20 protein-coding genes and 1 tRNA gene are annotated in these 19,166 nt (G+C 63.5%); 4 read left to right on the forward strand and 17 right to left on the reverse strand.

Going from position 1 to position 19,166, the window contains the following annotated elements:
* Nucleotides 1-164: 164 nt before the first annotated feature.
* Nucleotides 165-246, reverse strand: a tRNA-Tyr gene (locus B0G38_RS06715).
* A 164-nt stretch (nucleotides 247-410) separates the two neighbouring features.
* Nucleotides 411-722 (reverse strand): hypothetical protein, encoded by a 312-nt coding sequence (locus tag B0G38_RS06720; protein WP_264668711.1) that lies wholly within the window; start codon nucleotides 720-722, stop codon nucleotides 411-413.
* A 170-nt stretch (nucleotides 723-892) separates the two neighbouring features.
* On the opposite strand from B0G38_RS06720, the gene B0G38_RS06725 reads away from it, so the two are divergent.
* A complete protein-coding gene (locus tag B0G38_RS06725) occupies nucleotides 893-1,384 on the forward strand; it encodes a YajQ family cyclic di-GMP-binding protein (protein ID WP_169993377.1) in 492 nt (163 codons plus the stop codon).
* Between the two features lie 63 nt (nucleotides 1,385-1,447).
* On the opposite strand, the gene B0G38_RS06730 is transcribed toward B0G38_RS06725, so the two are convergent.
* The 5 genes from B0G38_RS06730 to B0G38_RS06750 form a co-directional block, all read right to left on the reverse strand.
* On the reverse strand, nucleotides 1,448-2,122 hold the full coding sequence (locus tag B0G38_RS06730; RefSeq protein ID WP_264668712.1) for a histidine phosphatase family protein: 675 nt from the start codon (nucleotides 2,120-2,122) through the stop codon (nucleotides 1,448-1,450).
* 12 nt (nucleotides 2,123-2,134) lie between these two features.
* The gene (gene htpX, locus B0G38_RS06735; RefSeq protein WP_264668713.1) at nucleotides 2,135-3,001 is read right to left on the reverse strand and encodes a zinc metalloprotease HtpX; all 867 of its coding nucleotides are present in this window, start codon (nucleotides 2,999-3,001) and stop codon (nucleotides 2,135-2,137) included.
* A 105-nt stretch (nucleotides 3,002-3,106) separates the two neighbouring features.
* Nucleotides 3,107-4,387, reverse strand: coding sequence for an MFS transporter (locus B0G38_RS06740; protein WP_264668714.1), 1,281 nt, complete (start codon nucleotides 4,385-4,387; stop codon nucleotides 3,107-3,109).
* 10 nt (nucleotides 4,388-4,397) lie between these two features.
* A complete protein-coding gene (locus tag B0G38_RS06745; protein ID WP_264668715.1) occupies nucleotides 4,398-5,120 on the reverse strand; it encodes an esterase/lipase family protein in 723 nt (240 codons plus the stop codon).
* Nucleotides 5,117-5,860, reverse strand: coding sequence for an alpha/beta fold hydrolase (locus B0G38_RS06750; RefSeq protein WP_264668716.1), 744 nt, complete (start codon nucleotides 5,858-5,860; stop codon nucleotides 5,117-5,119). The genes B0G38_RS06745 and B0G38_RS06750 overlap by 4 nt, the downstream gene beginning before the upstream one ends.
* Before the next feature lie 171 nt (nucleotides 5,861-6,031).
* Between B0G38_RS06750 and B0G38_RS06755 the strand changes: the two genes are divergently transcribed.
* A complete protein-coding gene (locus tag B0G38_RS06755) occupies nucleotides 6,032-6,502 on the forward strand; it encodes a Fur family transcriptional regulator (RefSeq protein ID WP_264668717.1) in 471 nt (156 codons plus the stop codon).
* Entirely contained in the window at nucleotides 6,495-7,994 is a 1,500-nt protein-coding gene (locus tag B0G38_RS06760; RefSeq protein ID WP_264668718.1) for a catalase, read from the forward strand. Before B0G38_RS06755 ends, B0G38_RS06760 begins: the two co-directional genes overlap by 8 nt.
* A 51-nt stretch (nucleotides 7,995-8,045) precedes the next feature.
* Here B0G38_RS06760 and B0G38_RS06765 read toward each other — a convergent pair whose 3' ends face one another.
* Nucleotides 8,046-8,378, reverse strand: a complete 333-nt coding sequence (locus B0G38_RS06765; protein ID WP_264668833.1) for an ankyrin repeat domain-containing protein — start codon at nucleotides 8,376-8,378, stop codon at nucleotides 8,046-8,048.
* Nucleotides 8,379-8,431: 53 nt separating this feature from the next.
* A complete protein-coding gene (locus B0G38_RS06770) occupies nucleotides 8,432-9,025 on the reverse strand; it encodes a TetR/AcrR family transcriptional regulator (protein WP_264668719.1) in 594 nt (197 codons plus the stop codon).
* 213 nt (nucleotides 9,026-9,238) lie between these two features.
* Between B0G38_RS06770 and B0G38_RS06775 the strand changes: the two genes are divergently transcribed.
* Nucleotides 9,239-9,469, forward strand: a complete 231-nt coding sequence (locus tag B0G38_RS06775; protein WP_264668720.1) for a hypothetical protein — start codon at nucleotides 9,239-9,241, stop codon at nucleotides 9,467-9,469.
* Nucleotides 9,470-9,528: 59 nt separating this feature from the next.
* Here B0G38_RS06775 and B0G38_RS06780 read toward each other — a convergent pair whose 3' ends face one another.
* The 8 genes from B0G38_RS06780 to B0G38_RS06815 all read right to left on the reverse strand — a co-directional run bounded on the left by B0G38_RS06780 (nucleotide 9,529) and on the right by B0G38_RS06815 (nucleotide 18,951).
* The gene (locus tag B0G38_RS06780) at nucleotides 9,529-10,956 is read right to left on the reverse strand and encodes an FAD-dependent oxidoreductase (RefSeq protein WP_264668721.1); all 1,428 of its coding nucleotides are present in this window, start codon (nucleotides 10,954-10,956) and stop codon (nucleotides 9,529-9,531) included.
* Between the two features lie 372 nt (nucleotides 10,957-11,328).
* Nucleotides 11,329-12,894, reverse strand: a complete 1,566-nt coding sequence (locus B0G38_RS06785) for an SMI1/KNR4 family protein (protein WP_264668722.1) — start codon at nucleotides 12,892-12,894, stop codon at nucleotides 11,329-11,331.
* A 156-nt stretch (nucleotides 12,895-13,050) separates the two neighbouring features.
* On the reverse strand, nucleotides 13,051-14,196 hold the full coding sequence (locus tag B0G38_RS06790; protein ID WP_264668723.1) for an SseB family protein: 1,146 nt from the start codon (nucleotides 14,194-14,196) through the stop codon (nucleotides 13,051-13,053).
* Nucleotides 14,197-14,241: 45 nt separating this feature from the next.
* Complete coding sequence (locus tag B0G38_RS06795; protein ID WP_264668724.1) at nucleotides 14,242-14,766, reverse strand: hypothetical protein; 525 nt, start codon at nucleotides 14,764-14,766, stop codon at nucleotides 14,242-14,244.
* A gap of 7 nt (nucleotides 14,767-14,773) precedes the next feature.
* Nucleotides 14,774-17,707, reverse strand: a complete 2,934-nt coding sequence (locus B0G38_RS06800) for a glycohydrolase toxin TNT-related protein (protein ID WP_264668725.1) — start codon at nucleotides 17,705-17,707, stop codon at nucleotides 14,774-14,776.
* A 65-nt stretch (nucleotides 17,708-17,772) separates the two neighbouring features.
* On the reverse strand, nucleotides 17,773-18,153 hold the full coding sequence (locus B0G38_RS06805; protein ID WP_264668726.1) for a DUF6507 family protein: 381 nt from the start codon (nucleotides 18,151-18,153) through the stop codon (nucleotides 17,773-17,775).
* Nucleotides 18,154-18,228: 75 nt separating this feature from the next.
* Complete coding sequence (locus tag B0G38_RS06810; protein WP_074701193.1) at nucleotides 18,229-18,534, reverse strand: pore-forming ESAT-6 family protein; 306 nt, start codon at nucleotides 18,532-18,534, stop codon at nucleotides 18,229-18,231.
* An 81-nt stretch (nucleotides 18,535-18,615) separates the two neighbouring features.
* The gene (locus B0G38_RS06815; protein ID WP_264668727.1) at nucleotides 18,616-18,951 is read right to left on the reverse strand and encodes a hypothetical protein; all 336 of its coding nucleotides are present in this window, start codon (nucleotides 18,949-18,951) and stop codon (nucleotides 18,616-18,618) included.
* Nucleotides 18,952-19,166: the final 215 nt, after the last annotated feature.

The following is a 19,166-nucleotide window of genomic DNA, read 5'->3' on the forward strand; positions in this document are numbered from 1 at the left end:
CACACCGTGCACAAGGGAATGTTGCCGCAGTGTTGTAAGACGTCCGAAATGTGACGTAATTGACATCTGGGACATATGAGACAGAGGGAAGTCGGCCCGATGGTTCGTTAAGTAAAAATCCCCGGAACCTCACTATGGTGAAGTTCCGGGGAGCTTACGTCCGGTGGCAGATGAGGGATTCGAACCCCCGTAGGCATTGCCAGCTGATTTACAGTCAGCCCCCTTTGGCCGCTCGGGTAATCTGCCGAACGTCTTCATTGAAGACCGCCTCCGTAAGTGGAAGCAAGATAACCTTACAGAAGATCGGGCCGAGAATCGAATCGAGCTGTTGACCCCCTGTTTCACGGCCTAAAACCCGCGATCAATGCGGGAGGACAGCTGGGAGATGAAGCCGTCGGCCTGCGACTGAGTCACCATCCCCCAGACAACGGCCTGGTCCATCTCGGCACGTAGCCCGCCAGTCGCTCCTCGCGTTCGGACTGCCGCGGGCCGCCAGTGAACCGGGTCTCTGCGAGCCGTTTCTCCAGCAAGTCGGACTCGCGCCGGACCAACGTGCCGGCTCCGGTCACGGCCAGATGGGTGTGCATAGCATTCAAGGTTGATGAGCTTGCCACCGCCGGTCCGGAACCGATGACCGTCAGGGTAGCCACCGTTGCGGCCGTGAGGAATGAGCCGGCGGCTACCCTCATCGAACGGACAAGGTACCGCTGGCGGCTGGACATCAACTGTCTCCTCAAATGCTTCGCTTGGTGAATCAATTACTCGAGTCTTTCGCCGGAAGATGCATAAGGACTGAGCGCAACCTGAGTAAGGGCTGTGAACGTACAGCCCGGCCCTGAGGACAGACAGTAGGCTAGTGGCAGACTACGTTTCCCACACCGAAGGAGGAATCATGGCCAGTGAGTCATCATTCGATATCGTCAGCAAGGTAGATACCCAGGAAGTTGCCAACGCCCTCAACCAGGCGCAGAAGGAGATCGCGCAGCGGTACGACTTCAAGGGCGTCGGCGCGGAGGTGGACTTCAGCGGCGAGAAGATCCTGATGAAGGCGAACTCCGAAGAACGGGTCAAGGCCGTCCTGGATGTCCTGCAGTCCAAACTGGTCAAGCGCGGCATCTCGCTGAAGTCCCTCGACGCCGGAGAGCCGTACGCATCCGGCAAGGAATACCGGATCGAGGCCTCGATCAAGGAGGGCATCGCCCAGGATCAGGCTAAGAAGATTTCCAAGCTCATCCGTGATGAGGGCCCCAAGGGTGTGAAGGCCCAGATCCAGGGCGATGAACTGCGCGTGAGTTCCAAGTCGCGGGACGACCTGCAGTCGGTCATGGGGATGCTGAAGTCAGCCGACCTGGACGTAGATCTCCAGTTCATCAACTACCGCTAAAACCTCAAGGCGCGGCAGCGCTGTCCCGCTGCCGCGCCGAGTCCGCCCAGCCGGCCTGAACACTTACTGGTCTTCCCGGGCGGGAACCGGATCGCCCGTCGGGCCGTCGGCCAATGTGTCCGCCAACTCGGCTCCGCCCACGGCCTGGCCCATCCAGGTCAGTGCCCTCCAGCCGGTGGCCAGGCTGCCTTCAAGGACAACCACGCCGGTGTTGCTAAGAATTTGACGCGCCACAAACGGAACGCTCAGATTTCCGGCCCGCGCTCCGGCCCAACTGCGGATCATGGCCCCGTGGCTGAAAATGGCAGCTGTTGCCAGGCCTGCGGACTCGGCCTCGGCGACCACCTCGTCGAAACGGCCGAACGTCTCATGGCCGTCCGGCCCGCCCGGCATGCGCCGATCCAGTTCTCCGCCGGACCAGGCGAAAACAGTGATCATGTAGGTCCGCACCGATTCAATGTCGCCGAGCATCTCGAGCTGCCCGGCCGAGATTTCCTTCACGCCGTCGCGAATTTCCATGTCCAGTTGCATCCCGGTGGCAAGCGGCGAGGCGGTCAGCTGCGTACGGATCGCGGTGGAGGCGAACAGCGCGTCGATCGGCTCGCCGTCGAGCGCCTTTGGCAGCGCCCGGGCCTGCTTGCGGCCCAGCTTGGTCAGCTCGGGTCCGGGAACCGCGGTGTCCAGCAGGCCTTTGATATTCGACGGCGTTTGGCCATGGCGGATCAGCAGCAGGCGCATCTGATCCGCTCCTTAGCCAAGGGTCCGTCCCGCCATGCGTTCGAGCCGGGCCACCCGGTCATCCATCGGCGGATGGGTGCTGAACATCTTCTTGAGCCCACCGCCGCGGAACGGGTTGGCGATCATGAGGTGGCTGGTGTTGACCAGTTTCTGGTCCTGGGGCAAGGGGGCTTGCTGCGTGCCGTACTGCAGTTTGCGCAGTGCCGACGCCAGCGCCAGCGGATCGTCGGTCAACTGCGCACCGTCTTCATCGGCGTCGTATTCGCGGGTCCGGCTGATGGACATCTGGATCAGCATGGCTGCGACCGGTGCCAGCAGCGACATGGCGAGCAGGGCAATGGGGTTGGCATTGCGGTCCCGGCCTCCGAAGAACAGCATGAACTGGGCAACCGACGTAATGACGCCGGCGACGGCGGCTGCTACCGAGGACGTGAGAATGTCACGGTTGTAGACGTGCATCAGCTCGTGGCCGAGCACCCCGCGCAGCTCGCGCTCCGTGAGCAAGCGGAGGATGCCCTCCGTGCAGCACACCGCGGAGTTCTGCGGATTGCGGCCGGTGGCGAACGCGTTCGGCGCCTGCGTGGGCGAGACGTACAGCCGCGGCATCGGCTGGTTGGCGCGGGTGGAAAGCTCGCGGACAATCCGGTACATCTGCGGCTGCTGCTGCTCGGTGACCGGGTACGCCTGCATCGCGCGGATGGCGAGCTTGTCGCTGTTCCAGTAGCTGTACGCCGTGGTGCCGACACCGATCAGGGCCATAATCCAGATCCAGCTACTGCTGCCCGTGCCGCTGGCCAGCAGGGCACCGATGCCCAGCAGGATCGCAAACAGCACGCCGAGCAAACCGGCTGTCTTCAAACCGTTGAAATGATTGTGCACCGCGTCAGGTCTCCTTCTACGCCGGCCGTCGGAGACCAGCGTGGCACGCCCGGCCATCTTCTGACCAAGCACTCCATATAACGTACAGCGGCGGCGCCGTGTTCCTTACGGCTCCGGGTTCCTATCGTCATAGCGGGCAAAGCGCGGCTGCCATTTATGCAGCAGCCAGACCGCCACGATGCACGCTAGTCCCCCGGCGACTGCAGCGAACCCCTCGCCCAGCCACTCGCCGTTACCACCGGCCACCGCATCCCCGAGCCGCGGCCCACCGGCAACGACGACGATGAAGATGCCCTGGAGCCTGCCCCGCATGGCGTCCGGAGTCGCCGACTGCAGGATGGTATTGCGGAACACGCCGCTGACCGTATCCGCCGCCCCTGCGACCATCAGGCAGGCCACCGCCGGAACCAGCCAGGTGCTGATGCTTCCATCCGCCGCCGCTTCGGCTTTCCTGGCAAGAACGACGACGACGCCAAAGGCTGTGACCGCGGCTCCCCAAACTGCCACGCACCACAGCACCGCCAGCCCTTGCCGGCGGATCTGGCCCAGCGGCCCGGAGAAGAGAGCCGCGAGAAACGCGCCCGCAGCCACCGCTGCCAGCAGGATTCCCGCCGTCGCTTCCCCGCCGCCGATGACTACTGCGCCGATGGCCGGCATCAGGGCCCGGGGCTGCGCAAGGACCATGGCGGCCATGTCCACCAGGAAGGTCATGCGGATGTTGGGCCGGGTGCGCAGGAACTGCAGTCCCTCAAGAACGGAGCGGAGCCCGGCCTTGCGGACCTCGCCTTCCGGCGGGATCGACGGCAGCCGGAATACGGCCCAGATGGCGGCGGTAAAGGTCACGACGTCGATGGTGTAGGTCCAGCCGAACCCGACGTTGGCCACAAGCACACCGGCGAGCAGCGGGCCGATGGTCATGCCCAGTCCGAAGGTCATCATGGTCAGGGCGTTGGCAGCAGGCAGGATCTCCCGCCGGACCAGCCGGGGCACAATGGCGCTGCGGGCCGGCTGGTTGAGGCCGGCGGCGCCGGAATGGATGGCAATCAGGAGGTAGAGCAGCCAGATCTGGCCCAGCCCGGACCAGGCATGCAGCGCGAACAGCCCGGCGCAGGTCCAGAGCACCAGACCGGAGTAGAGGGCGACCTTCCGGCGGTCGTGCGCATCCACCACCGAGCCGCCGTACAGTCCCGCCAGCACCAGCGGGACCAGACCGACGATGCCGATGGCGCCGACCGCGAGGGTCGACTGCGTCAGCTGGTAGACCTCGAGGCTGACCGCCACGAGCGTGAGCTGGGCTCCGATCGAGGACAGCGAGGTCCCGATCCACATCCGCCGAAAATCCAGGCTCTCCTTGAGCGGCGTGGTGTCGGCGAACAGTTTGGGCATGGACCAGATTCTAGTTGCCGGAAGCACCTTTCCCTGCCAGCACGCTGCGGATCACCTCGAGGACCTTGGGGTCGCCGATGATGCGGAAGTGGCCCATCAGGTCCAGCTCGATGTTCTCCGCGCCGGGCAGTTCGCTGCCACCGGGGATGTGGGGATCAAAGGAACTGTAGACCGAGGTGATCCGATGGTTCACGGACAGTTCTGCGGCGAGGGAGCGCAGGGCGCCGTTACGTGGCGAGAAGGCCCTGATGCTGGGAACCAGGAAGAACCGGGCGTAGATTGAACCGGAGAACGGAGTGTTAATGGCAACCATACGGGCTATGCGTCCGGCGGCGCCCGGCATGGTCATGGCGTACTTGCCGATGAGCCCGCCCTTGCTGTGGGCGACGATGGTCACGTTTTGCAGGTTTGCCGCCGCCAGGTAGGCGCTGACCAGTTCAGCCATCCTGGCCACAGCGCCCCGGTTGTATCCGAGCGGCTCCACTACGTGGACCGGATGGCCCGCCTGGCTCAAGTCGTCGGCGATGGGCCTGAGGAACTGCCATTTTTCGTAGATGCCCGGGATGAGCAGCACCGGCTGGTCCTCCCGGCCCGCTGCCTGCAGATAAGGCGCAGGATCATCACGGAACAGGAAACCGTGCACCTGCCAATAGGCGACATAGGCATAGTCCTGCAGCCATGCCCAGCCGCGGCGCAGCGTCATTCCAACGCCCCGGGCCCGGCCGCCGCTCATGCCCGTGCCGCCAGTTCCAGGCAGTAGCCCGCGACGGTTCTGGGCCGGCGGAACATCGCCACGTGGGCCTCGCCCGGGACTTCCGCAATCCGCGCGCCGGGGCAGGCCCTTCCGAGTTCGGCAACCCACTCGCGCGGCGCAATCGGGTCGCGTTCACCGCGCAGCACCAGCGTGGGCACGTCAATTTTGGCCACTGTTTCCTCCAGCCGGTGCCCGACCATTTCGGGGACGGTGGTGAAGTACCAGCGCTTGCTGGACCGCGCATAATCGCTCAGCACCACATAGTTGACCTGTGGTGGTTCCCTCAGCGTGTCCTGGAACAGCCGCCACCCTTGCTGCAGGGCGCTTCGCTCCTTCCGGTTCGTCGTCGGCCCCAGCAGCACCAGGGCGCGCGTCAACTCGGGGTGGGCGACGGTCATCTCCGCGGTGATCTGGCACCCCATTGAATGCCCCACCAGCACCGCCGGGCCAATGCCGGCAGAATCCAGCGCACCCCGCACCAGCCGGGCGAAACCCTGCATCGACAGCGGCTGCCGTGGAGCCCGGGTTCCGCCGAATCCTGGCAGCTCAACAGAGTGCACGGCACCGAAGGCAGCCAGTTCGCGGGCCAGCGGGGCAAAATACCGTGGCGAGACACCGATGCCGGGTACCAGTACGAAGGCTTCCGGGCCGCTCCCCCGGGTCAGAATTTTGAGTTCTCGGCCTTCTACCTGCACCGTGGATTCCTGGGTTGGAGACATAAAGTGCGCACCTCCTAAAGTGAATGTCATCGTAAGCTACGGGGTGGCACCGGCGGACGACGATAGGCGATTAGTGCGCCGCCAAATAACCGAACCACTCCCGTGATCCGCGACACGCCCAGAGCGAATCTTTTCTGGACTGATTCCAGAAAACGTGAAAGTATCGGTGCCATGGTCGATATGAGGGAGCCGGAGGACTTGCTGCGCGAAGCCATGCTTCGTGTGACTCGTCCACGGACTGCAGTGCTGGAGGCCGTTCGTGCCCACCCGCACGCCGATGCCGACACCATCACCGGTGTGGTGAGGACCGAACTGGGCACGGTTTCGAAGCAAGCCGTCTATGACGTGCTCGCAGCGCTGACCGACGCCAGGCTGGTGCGCCGGATCGAGCCGTCAGGCTCACCGGCCCGCTTCGAGGCCCGGGTTGGCGACAACCACCACCATCTGGTGTGCCGGTCTTGCGGAGGGATAGAAGACGTGGACTGCGCCGTTGGCGCAGCACCGTGCCTCTCGGCCTCCGATGACCACGGCTTCACGATTGACGAAGCCGAGGTCACGTACTGGGGCATCTGCCCGGACTGCACTGCCAAAAAGACCTTCACAATAGAAGATCCGACAAGGAGCAATAGAACACATGGCTGAAAACACCAAGCCGCTGACAACCGTTGCGGGCGCGCCCGTCGCGGACAACCAGGACAGCCTGACCGCCGGCCCGCGCGGCCCGATGCTGCTCCAGGACGTCTGGTTCCTGGAGAAGATGGCGCACTTCGACCGCGAGGTCATCCCCGAGCGCCGGATGCACGCCAAGGGCTCCGGTGCTTATGGCACGTTCACGGTGACCAATGACATCACCAAGTACACCAGCGCCAAGATCTTCTCCGAGGTCGGCAAGAAGACCGAACTGTTCGCCCGTTTCTCCACCGTTGCCGGGGAGCGCGGCGCAGCCGACGCCGAGCGCGACATCCGTGGCTTCTCCGTTAAGTTCTACACCGAAGAGGGCAACTGGGACCTGGTGGGCAACAACACCCCGGTGTTCTTCTTCCGCGATCCGCTGAAGTTCCCCGACCTCAACCACGCTGTGAAGCGCGACCCGCGCACCAACCTGCGCAACGCCGAGAACAACTGGGACTTCTGGACCAACCTGCCTGAGGCCCTGCACCAGGTCACCATCGTTATGTCCGACCGCGGCATCCCGGCCTCCTACCGCCACATGCACGGCTTCGGCTCGCACACCTTCAGTTTCATCAACGACGCCGGTGAGCGGTTCTGGGTTAAGTTCCACCACCGTACGCAGCAGGGCATCAAGAACCTCACCGATGAGGAAGCTGCCAAGCTCGTAGGCGACGATCGCGAATCGCACCAGCGCGACCTGCTCGATTCGATTGACCGCGGCGACTTCCCGAAGTGGAAGCTCATGGTCCAGATCATGCCCGAGGCCGACGCGGAGACGTACAAGTACCACCCCTTCGACCTGACCAAGGTCTGGTCGAAGAAGGACTACCCGCTGATCGAGGTTGGCGAGTGGGAACTGAACCGCAACGCGGAAAACTACTTCGCCGACGTCGAGCAGGCCGCGTTCTCGCCTGCCAACGTCGTGCCGGGCATCAGCTTCTCCCCGGACCGCATGCTGCAGGGCCGCCTGTTCTCCTACGGCGACGCACAGCGCTACCGCCTGGGTGTCAACCACCACCAGATCCCGGTGAACTACCCGCGCGGCGCCAAGGTAGTCAACTCCTACCACCGCGACGGCACGATGCGCGTTGACGGCAACCAGGGTGCAACCCCGGGCATCGAGCCGAACTCCTACGGCCGCTGGCAGGAGCAGCCGAAGTACCGCGATCCGGCGCAGGCCGTAGGCGCGATCGCCGACCGGTTCAACTACCGCGAGGACGACGACAACTACTTCGAGCAGCCCGGCATCCTCTTCCGCGAGAAGATGTCCGCCGAGCAGAAGCAGGTGCTCTTCGAGAACACCGCCCGCGGCATCGACGGGGCTTCCGAAGCCACCATCGAGCGGCACATCGCCAACTGCACCAAGGCCGACCCGGCCTACGGCGAAGGCGTCCGCAAGGCCATTGAGGCACTGCGGGCCGGCGAGCTTTCCGAGACGGATGTAAACTCCGACTCGGTCTAAGAGCCAAAGAATATGCCCGGGACCAGTCATGCGGCTGGTCCCGGGCATTTCTTATTTCTCGAGCAGGTGCTCCCGGCCGAACATCTTGGCTGCGTCGCGCGCGGTTGGCGTGCCTGCATCGAGGTCGGCTCCGGCCGCCAGCAGTCTGCCGACTATGGCATCTTCGCCTTTGAACAGCGCGCCGGCAATCGGCGTCTGGTCGCGGGCATTTCGGATATCGGGATCGGCACCGCGCTCCAGCAGCATCCCGACAGTCTCTTCGTGCCCGTGGTAGGCGGCGAGCATCAGCAGGGTGTTGTTGTCCGAATCGAGCACGTCCACGTGCAGTCCGTGGTCGAGAAACTCCGAGAGTTCACTGGTCTTGCCTTCGCGGGCCAGATCCATGGCGATCCCGACAACCCGTCCGGCCTGTTCATCATTAAGTGGAATATTGTTGGTCACAGGTCCAGCGTAGGCGAAGACTCCGCGTTCGAAAGGTATCGATCGAGCAATCGGCGGAAGGCCGCCGTCGTTTGCTGCGCCTGTCCTGTCAGCACGTGCTCATACAGCAGGCCGTGGACACCTGCCGCAAAAAGGCGCCCCTCGGCCTCTGCCGACTCCGGCCCCACTCCGTTTGCCTGCAGCCAAGCGGTGGCCACGTCCCGCCAGGCCCCATAGAGGTCGGCGGAGTGGCTGCCGAACACCCCTTCCGGATCCTGCATGGCGGCTTCGAAACCGAGCCGCTGGAGCTGCCGGCCACGGACCGTCATGGACAGGCTCCACAACCGGAGCATCTGCTCGCGGAAACCGTCGGGTGCCAGCTGGAGCATTTGGCCGCGAGGCGGCGCTGCCAGCCCGGACTGGACCTGGGCCACGATTTCAGCGACCAGCTGTTCCCTGGTGCCGAAATGGTAAACCAACATGTAGCTGCTGATTCCCAGTCCCTCCGCCAGGGACCGGAAGGACAGCCCGGCAAGGTTCTTGTCCTGCAAATAATCCAGAATGCCCGCCAGTAACTGCGGCTTGCGCTGGAGGTTCTGCGGTCTGGCCATGCCCCGTGCGCGCTCCTCGTCCTCCCACGGCATCCTGGCTGGATGCTCTGCTGGACCCCAGCATAGTGCGGCACCATATGAAGTTTGATTTTCATAACTTTTTCTATGTGTGCCGTCCTAAGGTAGAGAGCAATGGCTCGCATACTGGTATAGGGACGGCACGGGGGTCGGACCAGCCGGAAACGGTTAAGCCATCAACTGAGGATGGGTATCGTGGCTACAACACAGACTTGGCTGCAACGGAGCACCGCTAAGCTGGCCGGCCGAGGCAGATCGGCTGAACAATCGCGTTCGGGGCAGGGCGCTCAAGACCCAGGTCCGGAGCCGCTCATCAACAGCCTGCGGACCGTCTATCCGGAGGCGCGGATCAGCACTCCGAGCCGGAACAAGATCCGGCTCGAGCTGCCCAGCGGCGACGTGCTGCGCTTCTACGTCAATCCGTAGCTGACGCAACTGGCTAACGTCCCCGGCGCACTCCTTGCGTCCGGCCAACGTTTCCGGGGTCAGCCGCGGGAGACGCGCACCATTTCGTCGCGCGGCACAACCTTGACGCGTTCGCGCTGGACGGCGGGAGCACCGCCGTCGTCATTCGCCGCTGCGAAATCGGCACCGAGCTTGCGCTCATACTCATCCAGCTTCAGCCAGCCCTGCCAGGTGGTGTATTCGACGCCGCGCTCTTCGAGCAGGCTGATAATTGCGTCCTCGCCGGGGTTCTTTGCCGCAGGCAGATCAAGGCGGTCCTCCAGCAGGAAGCCGATGGTCTCCAGCGCGTCGCCCTTGGTGTGGCCGATGAGGCCGACCGGGCCGCGCTTGATCCAGCCCGTGGCGTAGATGCCTGGAACCGGGTTGCCTTCGGTGTCGATCACGCGGCCGCCCTCATTGGGGATGACGCCGCGACGTTCGTCGAAACCGACCTCGGGCAGTTCGGAACCGAAGTAGCCGATGGCGCGGTAGACGGCCTGGACCGGGTACTCAACGATCTCGCCGGTACCTCGGACGTTGCCGGTACCATCCAGCTCGTTGCGCTCGAATTTTATCGCGGCAACCTTGCCGGCGCCGTCGCCGGTTCCTTCGACGATTTCCACCGGGGTGTGCAGGAAATGCAGGTGCAGGCGGCGGGAGGCTCCGGAGTCCTGCTCTTCCACGAGCCAGTTGGTGAGCGTGTTGACCATGGTCTTGGTCTGGTTGTTGGAGCGGATCTGCTCGTCCGAGCCTTCGTCGAAGTCGAAGTCCTCCGGGTAGAGGACAATGTCGACGTCGCGGGAATGCGAGAGTTCGCGCAGCTCCAGCGGGGTGAACTTCACCTGCGCCGGACCACGGCGCCCGAAGACGTGGACGTCGGTAACGGGCGAGTTCTTCAGGCCCCGGTAAACGTTGTCGGGGATCTCGGTGGCCAGCAGGTCGTCGGCATGCTTGGAGAGCACACGGGCAACATCGAGGGCCACGTTGCCGTTGCCGATGACGGCGATTTCCTTGGCCTCCAGCGGCCACTCGCGGGGCACGTCCGGGTGGCCGTCGTACCAGGAAACGAAGTTCGCGGCGCCGAAGGAGCCTTCCAGCCCGACGCCGGGGATATCCAGGTCTGCGTCCTTGATGGCGCCGGTGGCGAAGATGATCGCATCGTAGAAGTCGCGGAAGTCCTTCAGCGTGAGGTCGCGCCCGTAGTTGATGTTGCCCAGGAACCGGATGTCACCGCGGTCCAGCACCTTGTGCAGCGCATTCACGATGCCCTTGATCCGGGGGTGGTCCGGTGCAACACCGTAACGGATCAGCCCGTAGGGCGCAGGGTACTGGTCGAAGAGATCGATGCTGACTTCAAAGTCACGCTCGGCCTTGGTCAGGATGTCGGCAGCATAGACACCTGCAGGGCCGGCTCCGATGATGGCGACCCGCAACGGGCGCTGCTCCCGGTCCGTAACTGAGTTAGACACTGATCGTCCTTCTTTCGGGGGAATCCTCCTGCGCAATAAGCGCACAGTTTCCTATTCTAAATGCCGCAGTCGCCCACGTCCTAAAACGGTGGCATTGGCCACAGGCCGTCGCCTTATGCGCGGCCGTATCCAGGCTTGAACAGTCCAGCCCGTGGCCTCAGCCGTCGGACCCGAGACGATCAGGCGTGAAATGCGGAACTCCGTCGTCGGGTTCGATGGATGCGGTCAGCTCGTCAATCGGAGCGCCGGCGTACTAAGTGAGGTGGCGCGCACCGTCGGACGTTGGAACCGGGCGAACAACGGCCTGCCATCCGGGGCTACCAGCGATATGACCAGCTCCTGCGGTGGCACAGCCGCATACCGGGAGATGATTCAGTCGCCTGGTTCATATGCACCGTACATTTGACCTTCCCGAAAGAGCGGAAGGCCGTAGTAACCGATGATCTCTTTCAGTGGCTGATTTCCGTACTGCATATACACACGGTCATCATCCGGCGAGACCGCTATCTCATGCGGCAGGGGCTGCGGTACCAGGAGCAGGTCGGACAACCTTCCGGCTTCCGAAGCCCTGTGACGCCTCAACGCGGACATGGCCTGCCACAGAATGCAACGGGCGGCGTCGGCAGCACGCAGGAACGACCACTCGCCGGATTGACCGGTCACAGTGATGTCCGGCGCTCCGGGGTTGTGGGGCACATGCCACTGAATCTGCACCTCCCCGGCTTCACAACTGCTCCGGTCCCCCATGCGTTGGACCTGCACGCCGAGCAATTCCAGATAGGGCACGACGGCGGCAACGGCTTCCGCAGGACCCATACCTTCCTCGGGTTCCGGCAGTCCGGCGGCCAGCCGGAGGAACCGGGACAGATAGGACACCATCGGCCGCAGCGAATCCTCGCTGCCGTCGTCGTTGTCGCCGAGTTCCCAGTAGCTGCAGTCGGCGTGAAGCAGCCGGATCTGCCGTTCCAGCAAGGCTGGCAGGGACGGCGCCTGGTACGTCGGTTCATGGTCAATCCGGTCCCCGGAACTGACCAGCTGCCCCGCCTCACCCTCCGGTCCCGGGTTGGTATCAACGGCCAGGACTTCACCGTCAGAAGCGGCCGCGAACGGAATCCAGCCCGCATCGAACATTGACGGACGAAGCCTGTCATCGGAGTGGCGGTTGCGGTTGCGCGTCGCAGTACTCTGGTGCCACTTCATCAGTTCCTCGCCTCGGCCGGCCAGCTCCGATTGGGGCAGATACCAGAAATCGCCGAACAGGGGCGTCGCTTCCGGTGAACGTTCCTGGCCGTCTCCCAACGCCCGCAGGGCAACCAGTTCCTCCGGCCCGGGGCTGATCGATGTCCGGTCCAGCGGTGGAAACAGCCGTATGGCGTCGAGTCCCGATTTCGCACGGCACAGGAGGGCGTAATGCTGCGCAAGCCGTTCGCTACGCCGTGCGCCCGATGTGGGCAGGGCTTCGCCGGGATCGGGCGCCGGAAGGTAGTCCCGTGCAGCACGTACCGCTGCCGCCGCGCCGGCCGGGGATGGTGTAGGCGGTTGGGAGAGGAGCGGAAAGAGGGGGCTCCCATCCGGAGCTTGAAGGGATTCCACCAACTCATCCAGCGGGGCACCGGCATAATGGGTGAACGCCCTGGCCGCGTTCCGGAAACTGAATGCCGCCGAATAGGGCACTCCCCCGCGGCTGCCTTCGATCACCGTCGGGTATATCCCCTCCGGTGATACTGTCCGGCCGCTGAATCTTTCGTTCGCGTGGTCCTCCAGCGGCAGGGAAGGCAGCCCCTGCTGTTTCCTATAACGCTGCGACGCTATATATAGGACGCAGCGGTTCACAGTTCCCGGGTCTGGCGAGATCAAATACTGCGGCCGCCGCTCGGCATTGGACTGGAAAAGACGGTCGTAGACCACATAGTTCCTGCCGGAGCATTTGATCACCATTCGGTAGTCTTCTTCATCAAAGACCGACCAATTACCCTGGCGCACAATCGCGGGCCCGCTTCCATACCAGCGCGCCGCCGTTGCCAGTACCGTTTGGTCCAGGGCAGCAAGATCCGTGTGCGGTGGTTCCGCGCTTTTTTGCATTACCGCAGACGCTTAGAGGTCGCCGTGCCGGATGACCACAGACGGGCCAGCCGGGTTGATCACCAGTTCACGGTCGGGGTTCCGGCGGATAGTATCCAGGACCCAGGCTGCATCGACTTCGGTGAAGCGGGCAGAAGAATCGAACGCTGCCACTTCGACACCGGAGGAAAACACTGGGAGGACCGACTGCCCCTCGGGGCCGGCCAGCACCAGCGGACCGCGACCCTGGCCCGACTGGTCCTTGTTGTCTGCAAGCAGGACGCGCGCACCCTGGGCAGACAGCTCCGCCACGGCGGGCGCCGCAGACTCCGTTCCAGCCGCGGCCTTCAGACGTGGATTGACCATGCTGGCCACAGCGAACTTGATCTCCGGCCGGCCAAGAGCGCAGGACGGTCCCGCAGGGTCGAGATAGAGGTAATGGACTTCTGGCTTGCTGTCGACGAACTTCAACAGTTCTTCCCCCCGCTGCACCCAGGAGGCAGGCGCGCCCGGCCGCCCGGTACTGGCCCTGAATGCGGCCAGCGTCTCCTGCGAAGTGAAGGCAAGCACCGCTGGGACCCCATTGGCCTCGACAATCGAGATGCCCGGCCTGCCGTTCCCGGCATCGGTAATGTCAAGGAGCAGCTCCGATCCGATGACCTGCCGCAGGACGTTGACGGCCGCCTGCTGACCAGGATTGCGGCTGAACTCCTCGATCGCTTCCCGAACGAGACGGTTATCGACGCCGGCACCCCGAGCGGGATGTTCTCCGGTCCCATTGCCCCGGGCGGCATCCTCGGGCTCCCCGAGCCCGAAATCCGGTGCAGGCTGATCGTAGTTGAAGTACGTATCCAGGTTGTAGCGCGGGTCCGGCCAGCCGTGGGCCGAGACGTTGATGGCGGCGTTCTTCCACGACCTGCCGTCAGTGCCTCCGGTCAACTGGTGCAGTTCGGCCGCATCATTGAACGCGGTGGTACCCGGTTGCAATTGGCCGGTGTTGGACCCGGATACCCCCTGCCGTTCCTGAGTGATCCGCATCAGGATGGCACCGGCGGACGGCTTGAGCTCGAGTACCATCCGGTCCCAGCCCGGTTCCGTGTTAACGGCCGAGAGCATCCAAGCGGCCAAGCTCTCGACCAGCTCCTGCTGACGGACCATGATGGGCGTTCGTTCAGTCATCTGTCTGTCGTCCTCGGGAAATGTGTGTCGGAACGGATCGACGCCTCACAGGCTCGGATCCTCGTACGGGATGCGTTCTTCGCCGAACACAACCTGATCATCGGCTGGGTCGAGGTACGGAACGGCTTCCCCCTGAGCGTTCAGTGAATCGACCATCCAGGACGGAATGTTCTCCCGATACCGGGGAAAAATCACGAGCTCGTCCTGGATCGATTCCGTCGAAAGAGGCATGCCGATCCCTTCCGAGATACGGTCCATCGGGTCCTGCGGGAATCGTTCGAACAATGCTTCCGCATCTCGACGCAGGCTCAGCCGGGCTTCGAACCAAGATCCTGTCCCCTTGCTGTAGCTCGCCACCTTGTCGTCATCCAGCAGCTGCGGGTCAAACTCAACTTTGTCCGTGAAGTCCGTGTTCTTCCAGCGGCCGTCTTCCCCGAGGGCTGATTCGGTCAGACTCAAAGCGGTACCGAACATGTTGATCTCAAGGCGGATTTCTGCGGCTTGGGGATACTTCGCTCTGGCAAGGGTATTAAGCCTGTCCAATTCGGCGCTGCCGATCAGCTGTGCCAATGAAATATCAGCCTCTCTTATTCCGGAAGTAAAACTTCTGCTGCTGCCCGTCAATAGTGACCTTCAGCTCGACTCTGCCAGGTACTGCAGAGGGATCACCGGAGCCGTAGACCGGCTTCACGTCCCACGTTACCGCAGGCTTTGCGGTCCCTTGCGGGACATCTTTAAGCCTGTCCCGGATCCATAGTTCGGTCTCATACCAGGTGCGCGCGTTTCCGGTGAGCTTTCTCCGCTCAACGGAGGTGAGGTCGGCCAGGCCCAGATTGCGGTTCTGGATGTTCAGCTGGGGAATGAGATTGATCTTCTCGCCCGGTCCCCCGAACATTGCGGCCAGCAAGTGGCCGCCATCGTAGTCCGTACCGCCCAGGTTTCCGACTTTCTGCTGGTTTGATTCGTGCCGCCAGTTCTCGGCCTGGTCTTTGCTGAAGTACTCAATGTCGTGAGCGTGCAGCGCCACAGGGCGGGCCCCGGCATCAGTGTGGATGACCACGTTGTCGTCAATGTGGTAACGCACCAGCGGGCGGGGATTATTCAGTTCCGGGTTCCAGCCGCCCTTCTCGCCACTCGTGGCCTCTATGTGCTGGATATTGCCGGATGAATTGGTGTAGAACTTTCCTCGCCCGGCAACCTCATAGACTGTGTTCGGCTTGAGTTCGATGTCTGCTTTAGCTACCGCGTCGAGGACAGATGCCCGGCTGGAAACCTTGAGCCCATGTTCCTGCAGGAGGTCAACAGGGTTGCTCGCGTTCGAAGCCCATGGCCTGTCAAAGGTACGAGGACCGGTTTCCTGCAGCCCTCCTCTGCGGATGGCTTCGTCTACACCGACAGGGACATCGTTGTCGTCGAGGAACCGCAGCTGGGTGCCTCCGCCGGGACGGCCGAATGCCGGCGCGATTTCCGAAACTTCAATACGGACGCCGTCGGGTAGTTCGTTGAAGTCGAAATGGTGCAGCTCCTTGCCCAATGTGTTGACCGGCAGGCTCCGCATATGCCACGGAGTACCGTCCACGGCGAGGTAAGCGCCGCCGTTGGGACCGATGCGGTCCAGCGGCACTTCGCCGATATCTCCGCGCAGGTCATCGAGCGAATCATAGGTGCGGATAGTGCCTTCCACAGCGCCCGCGTTGTCGGGATAGCTGTCCCATTCGAGCGCGCCGCTTGAGTCATTGATCTCCCCGTAACGGTTCGCGTACTCCTGTTCGCTCAGCGGCGTGCCGTTCTCGTCGACCCCGAACTTCGGCTGCTTTTCATCCACGATGCCGGCTAGGTCGTCGCTGATGCTTTCCGGATACCGCGCTCCGTTCTCCAAGCTTCGGCCTTGGAGATCAGCGTCGCCACGGGACAGCCCGTAGCTTTCATGCCGGGCCGGGTCGCTGATGACGTCCGGCTGTCCGGTTCCGCGCTCGGGAGCTTCAGGGTGGCGAAAACGATCATTGATACGTTGACCGTCGACGTCGAACGCGTTCCGGCTGGAAGGCACTGCCCCCCGCGTCGCAGGAGAGCCGGATGGCTGAGGGCTATCGTGGCTGGCCGGGCCGGAAGGACGCGCCGTGGTGTCACCGCTGGTTCCGCGGGCTGGTGCCGTCTCCGGAATGGTTCCGCGGGTGGGGCTAGCGGGGCCTTCGGCATCGAAGCGGTTGATCAGGTTGTCGATGCGCGTGCTAACCGGGCCCGGACCGTTGCCGGTGGGAACCCCGGCGTAGGCCGGACGCGGACCGGAAAGTGAGGTGCCGACGTCGTTAATGAAGTTGTCCACGCGGACGGCGGCAGGTGCCACCCGCCCGAGGGTGACACGGGCGGTATCCGTGGCGAAGTTGACCGTGTTGATCTTCAGCGCGCTGCCCAGGTCGATGACCCGGCCGGTGTAGCCGGCGATCTTTGTCAGTCCGGTGGCGTTCACGACGCTGGCCACGCGGCTGCCGGTGCTGCCGACCCGGGTCACGGCCGAGGCCACGGACCCCGTCTTGGCCACGGCGCCGCCGCCGGCCGTGAGCAGGATGGAAGCCAGATCGAAAGCAGACGCGCCGGCAGCATAGGCAGGATCGCGCTTCCAGTCATCCCAATGAACGGCGGCCTTGCCCACGGCCACCAGCCGCTCCGCCGACTGGTCCACGATGTGTTTGTTTCCGGTGGCGCGCAGGGCGACCTGGGCAACCGGGCTGGCAACAATGGCCACGTCCAGTGCCAGCGTGCCAATGCCCTTCCACGTCGCGGAGAAGGTCTCCATGTCCGTGAAGTTCACCATGTTCCACAGACCGGTCACCGTACCGGTAATGCCGCTCCAGACACCCTTGCCGAAGGACACCACGCCGTCGAGCGCGTCGCGGTACCAGGGCTTGTCCCACTCGGTGGGCTGGCCCCAGGGAATGTTCCCTTCCGCCGCCGCGGCGTCGAGTTGGTCAGCGGTATACCCGTAGGCGACCTGGTTGGCTCCCGGCCCATCCTGCGTTGTTACGACATACGATGGCCCATCGAAGAGACCGGAGATCGCCGTCGCGCACGTGCGTTCCGCCTCCATATGTTCGGCCAGCAACGCGTCGGCGGACTTGAGGATGTTGTTGTCGTCATTGACCAGGTCCTGGTCCTCACGCCAGTCATCGCCGCCGTCGTCGATCCGGGACTGCACCGCGAGCCAGTCGGCGTAGAGGGCGTTGAAGCGCCGCTTGGCTTCCCTGGCCCACTCGGCGAAGGTGTCGATGGCAGCCGTGACGGCGTTCGCGTCCTCCAGGACAACGTCCGCCTCGGAGGCCACCTTGTTGAAGGCAGTGTGGACCTGCCAGTCCCCCGGGCCCTTGTACGCGGTGGACATGCCGGCCCACAGCGTGTGCGATTCCTCGGCCGCCGACTGAATGCCTTCTGCCTTGGTCCGCAGCTTGCCGGCGTGCTGTTCCAGCACATCGCCGTCCGGCAACGGCGGAAACTCAGAGGGATTCCAGCCCATGGTTCAATACCTCATGTGTGCGAGTGAGTGAATGAGTGAATGTGCGGCGGCGGTGCAAAAGTCGTTCAGACCGCTTGGGGAACCGGTCCGTTCCGGTGCGGCGCAGGCGCGGGCTCGGGTATGTATTCGTCGTTGGCAGTGTCCTGGGCCGCCCGGACGTTCTGTTCCATCGTCTGGTCACCGGTGATGATGGCGTTGACCGCGGTAGATGTGGAGTTGAGGGCCTGGACACTGCGGCCCTGGACCTGCGTCATGGCTGCTTGCAGCTTCTCTTCGGACAATCCGACCAGCGCCTCGCCGATGATCTGCGACTTCGAGGCTTCCATGATGGAACTCACTTCCGCGCCGAACTCCACAAACAGGTCCGCGTACTTCTCCGTCTGCGTCTGCACTTTGCCGATGATGGATTGGATTGTCGCCGATTCAATGTCCCAGTCCGCTGCCATCTTTCCTCCATGCCTGGCGTGCCTGATCCGTACGAAATGCAGCGCCGGGGTTTCGGCGCTGCCCTATCCGGCTGGTTAGCCGATGTTCTGGACGGCGGCACGGGCGCGGGCACCCGTGTTCGCCGCGGTCTGGTCATTCTGCTCAAGGGTGTTCCGGACCAGGCGGATGATTTCCTTGACCTCGCCGGCCGCGTTCTTCCAGCGGGATTCCACGCCCTGGTACTCCTCGGAGACGCCGTCGGCCTGGTAATCCGACATGGCGGCGGCAACGGCCTTGTCGCGCTCGGCGATCAGGCTCTCGAGCCGGCCGACGATGGACTGGATTTCGCCCTGTACCTGGGCGGAGATGTCAGTGTCGTAAGTAAGACGGTCCTGGGACATAGCTGTTCCTTTCGGAGATCCGGCGGTGGTGCCGGGGAAATGAAATCTTTCAGGGATGGCCGCTGCTGGGGGCCGGAGCGACTAGCGCGAAGAACTGAAGTTGGCGGCGTCGAAATTCGCGGTGCCCTGCTGCTGCGAGGCGTTGTCGGCCGACTCCTGGTCGCCGGTGTGGAACGCCAGGTCCATTTCGCTCTGGCCGGTGAGGATCGCGGCGAGCGCACCATTGAGGTTGTTGGCGATTTCATCGGCGCGGGCCTTGAACTCGTCGAACTTTACGCGGGCCTGGCCGTTGAACTTGCCTTCAAGCGGCGCCACCGCGTCAACCAGGTTCCGGACCAGCTGGCCCATGTCCTCGTTGGAGCCTCCGGTCTGCGAGGTCAGCTGCGACAGGGTCTGTGAGCCCATATCAAATTTCATCATTACCACCTTTATGGCGCTCGGCTGCGCTCTCGTCTGTACTGGTTGATCGTTTCGCAAGAATTACCAGCAGAAGCTTTGGAGACTGTAAGGGGTCTGCGGTAACCGGTTAACTCAATAGAATCCCACATGCCACATCCGTCGCAACCGTTCAGCATGGGTAGAACTCCCCACTCGGCCGGTCATCCGGCCTTTTGGCGGTTTCGGGATGACAT

Source organism: Crystallibacter permensis (genome assembly GCF_025960875.1).
Lineage (GTDB): Bacteria > Actinomycetota > Actinomycetes > Actinomycetales > Micrococcaceae > Crystallibacter > Crystallibacter permensis.